At 73.3% G+C, this 3,853-nt stretch carries 5 protein-coding genes; all 5 read right to left on the reverse strand.

Going from position 1 to position 3,853, the window contains the following annotated elements; genetic code table 11:
* Window positions 1–207: hypothetical protein (locus HII36_RS53850; protein ID WP_217371103.1), on the reverse strand; the 207-nt coding region annotated here is incomplete at its 3' end.
* Entirely contained in the window at window positions 204–728 is a 525-nt protein-coding gene (locus HII36_RS53855) for a hypothetical protein (RefSeq protein ID WP_173531147.1), read from the reverse strand. The genes HII36_RS53855 and HII36_RS53850, both read right to left, overlap by 4 nt.
* 66 nt (window positions 729–794) lie before the next feature.
* Window positions 795–2,165 carry a sensor histidine kinase gene (locus tag HII36_RS53860; protein WP_328808314.1) on the reverse strand — a complete coding sequence of 457 codons (1,371 nt, stop codon included), beginning with the start codon at window positions 2,163–2,165 and terminating at the stop codon, window positions 795–797.
* Window positions 2,162–2,842, reverse strand: a complete 681-nt coding sequence (locus HII36_RS53865; protein WP_173531148.1) for a response regulator transcription factor — start codon at window positions 2,840–2,842, stop codon at window positions 2,162–2,164. Before HII36_RS53865 ends, HII36_RS53860 begins: the two co-directional genes overlap by 4 nt.
* A gap of 43 nt (window positions 2,843–2,885) precedes the next feature.
* On the reverse strand, window positions 2,886–3,853 hold a 968-nt coding region (locus HII36_RS53870; RefSeq protein WP_173531149.1), incomplete at its 5' end, for a serine hydrolase domain-containing protein.

Below are 3,853 nucleotides of genomic sequence, written 5' to 3' on the forward strand. Positions count from 1 at the left end.
GGCAGGGGGCGTCCGGGTGGCAGGGGCCGGGCCGGCGTCGCCGCCGATGCCCGCGGCGGCGGCCACGACCGCGGCGGCGAGCAGGGCCGTGCCGCCGGTCCACGCGGCGGCGCGCAGCGCACGGCGGCGGCGCGGCGGCTCGGCCCCGGTGGTGTGCCCAGTGGTGTGCCCGGAGGTGTGACCGGTGTCCGCCTCGGTCTGGGTCATGACCCGCCTCCCGCGCGCGGGAAGTCGCCCTGGCACGCCTCGAACGCCTTCTGGAAGGCGGGGTCGTCCGGCTTGAACTTGCCCGCGGTGCCCGACGGGAACTCGCCGCTCGCGTCGGGGTCGGGGATGTCGACGCCGTTGTCGCGCATGCACGCGGCGAAGGCACGCATCCGCTCGACGTCCTGGCCGCTGCGCGCCCGGTCCTGACCAGGGGCCAGGGCGCGGCAGGCCTCGGCGGCCTTCTTGATCTTCTCCTTGTCGACCCCCTGCCCGGCCAGCGTCTTGAGCCCGCCGGCGCCCGAGTTCGGGTCGGGGTCCTCCATGGGCACGCCGTGCTCGCGCATGCACTGGGCGAACTTCCTGCCCTGCTCGGCGCGGTCGAGCGTGGCGGACGGCGAGGCACTGGCGCTCGGGCTGCCCGAGCCGGTCTGGACGGACGCCACTCCGGCGGTCGGCGGCTGCCCGGCGCATGCGGCGGTTGATACGGCCAGCAGGGCCGCGGCGATGAACGTCTTTCGCATGCGTTCAAGGTGCCGAGCGCAGTTCAGAGCGAGCTGGGAGCCGTCTGGGAGCCGCGTGGAAACACCTCAGGCGTCGGGCAGGAGCACCCGGAAGGCGGCGCCCCGGCCCGGCGCGGTGTCGACCTCGACCCGGCCGCCGTGCGCGCGGACGATGGCCGCGACGATGGCCAGCCCCAGCCCGGCGCCGCCGACGGCCCTGGATCTGCCCTGGCCGACCCGGTAGAGCCGGTCGAACAGGTGTGGCACGTGCTCGGCGGACACCCCGGGCCCGGTGTCGGCCACCTCCAGCACGGCCAGGCCGTCCTTCCTGCCGATCCGGACGGTGATGGCGGCCTCGAACGGGGTGTGGGTGAGCGCGTTGCCGACCAGGTTGGCGGCCACCTGGCGCAGCCGCGCCTCGTCGCCGACCACGGCCACGGGTTCCAGCGATTCGTCCAGGCCGGCCAGCTTGACCTGACGTTCCGGGACCCGGGCGCGGGCGTCTCGGATCGTGTCGGCGGCCACTTCGAGCAGGTCGACCCGGCGGCGGTCGAGCGGGCGCTCCTCGTCGAGCTGGGCCAGCGTGAGCAGGTCGTTGACCAGCAGGCCCATCCTGGCGGCCGCGTCCTCGATGCGTCCCATCATCTCGCCGGTGTCTCCGCCGCCCCTGCGGTAGAGCTCGGCGAAGCCGCGTACGGAGGTGAGCGGGGTGCGCAGCTCGTGCGAGGCGTCGGCGAGGAAGCGTCTCATGCGGGCTTCGGAGGCGGTTCTGGCGCCGATCTCGGCTTCGAGCCGGTCCAGCATGACGTTCATGGCCAGGCCGAGCCTGCCGGGTTCGGTGTGCGGGTCTGGGGCGGCGACCCGGCGGGCGAAGTCGCCGCGGGCGATGCGGCCCGCGGTGCGTTCCATCCTGGTCAGCGGGCGCAGGCCGAGCCGTACGGTGGCGTCGGCGGCCAGGCCGAGCAGGAGCAGGACGATGACGCTGACCGCGAGGGAGATCACGGTGGCCGAGGCGACGGTCCTGTTCAGCTCCATGAGCGGTTGCGCGATGACCACGGTCACCCCGTCGGAGGGCACGGCCTTCACCCGCCACGACGACCCTTCGGTGCCCGGCACGCTGTAGGGGTCGCCGGGTACGGGGGTGCCGAACTCCGGCGTCGCCTCGCCGGGTTCGGCGGGCGGGCGGACGACGCCGTCCGGGTGGTGCACGTAGACGGACGGGCCGGCGCCGAACCCGGCCCCGGCGAACTTCTGCAGCGGCAGCATGGCACGGACGGCGGCGATCGCGCCGACGTTCTTGGCCGAGCCGAAGGCGTTGAGCTGCTCGTCCACGCGGCGCATCATGTTGTCGCGCAGCAGCGCGATGCCCACCGCGTTGGCCAGCACGAGGGCGGCCGTGGCGAGCCCGAGCACGGCCACGACGAGCCGGGTGCGCAGCGTCCAGGTGGCCGGCCTCACCGCGGGGTCCTGAGCGTGTAGCCGACGCCGCGCACGGTGTGGATGAGCTGCGGCTCCCACTTGTCGATCTTCTTGCGCAGGTAGTAGACGTACGATTCGACGATGCTGGAGTCGCCGTCGAAGTCGTAGCGCCAGACGCTGTCGAGGATCTGGGCCTTGCTGACCACCCGGCCGGCGTTGGTCATCAGGTATTCGAGCAGGTTGAACTCGGTGGGCGAGAGGTCGACCAGCACGCCGGCCCGGCGTACCTCGTGGGCGTGCACGTCGAGTTCCAGGTCGGCGTGGCGCAGCACGCCGTCGGGCTCGCGCCTGGCGCGGCTGCGCCGCAGGATGGCCCGGATGCGCAGCACCACCTCCTCCAGGCTGAACGGTTTGGCGACGTAGTCGTCGGCGCCCAGGGTGAGCCCCTGGACGCGGTCCTCGACCCGGTCGCGGGCGGTCAGGAACAGCACGGGGATGCGCTCGCCGAGCCGCCTGGCCACCTCGAACCCGTCGATGTCGGCCAGCATGACGTCGAGCACGACGATGTCGGGGTCGAACTCCCTGGCGGCCGTCACCGCCTCGGCGCCGGTCTCCGCCGTACGCACCTCGAACGACACCAGTCGCAGCGTCTGCGAGAGCAGCGCGCGGATGTTCGGCTCGTCGTCCACCACGAGCACCTTGGCCGGTCGGTCCATGATGAAAGGATTACCCGAGCCACCTCAAAGCCGCCTTAAAGCGTCAGGAGCACATCAGCGCCGCGGCCGACCGGTCGGCGTCGCCCGCCATGCCGGAGTTGAGCTGCACCACGGCGACGCGGCGGCCGTCCTCGCTGGCCATGACGGAGCCGCTGTAGCCGATGATGAGGCCGGTGTGGGTGAAGACGCGCACGCCGCAGTCGAGCCGCCGGGTGAAGACGCCGTAGCCGGCGCCGCCGTCGCGGCTCTCCACCACGCCGAGCCGCATGGCCTCGCCCTCCCGCAGCCTGCCGCCGAACAGCGCCCGGTAGAACGCGGCCACGTCGGCCGTGGTGGAGACCAGGCCGCCGGCCGACCAGAAGATCGACGCGCTCAGCCGTTGCGTGCCCTCCGCGCTGGCGGCCAGCCCGGCCGGTTCGAGCGTGGCGGGCAGCTCGGTGTCGCGCAGGCCGAGCGGGCGGGTGATGCGTTCGCGCACCAGCTCGCCGTACGTGCGGCCGGTGACCTTCTCCAGAACGAGGCCGAGCACCAGGTAGCCGGTGTTGGAGTAGGCGTAGCCGCCGGGGGCCGAGGCCCGGTCGGCGTAGGCGATGATCTTGCGGGGCGGCCAGTGGTCGAGGTGGGCGTCGTCCTTGTTCAGCACGCCGGTGAAGGTCGGGTCGCGCAGGTAGTCGGGCAGGCCGGAGGTGTGCCTGAGCAGGTCGGCGACGGTGGCGTCGGTGCTGACGACGCCGGGCAGGACGTCGGTGACCCGGGCGCCGAGCGCCAGCCGGCCTTCCCTGACGAGCTGGAGCGTCAGCGCGGAGGTGAAGGTCTTGGTGATGCTGGCGATCCTGAAGCGGTGGCCGGTGCGCATCGGCTCGTCGTCGGCCGAGATCCCGGCGGCGGCGCTGTGGGTGCGGTCGCCGTCGAGCAGGTGGACCACCGCGCCGCGAGCGCCTGCCTTGACCAGGCGTTCGGCCTCCTGCCGCACGTCCGTGGCGGGCGGCGCGGATTTGGTGGGGGTGGGTG

It is taken from the genome of Nonomuraea antri (assembly GCF_013283785.1).
Taxonomy (GTDB): Bacteria; Actinomycetota; Actinomycetes; order Streptosporangiales; family Streptosporangiaceae; genus Nonomuraea; species Nonomuraea antri.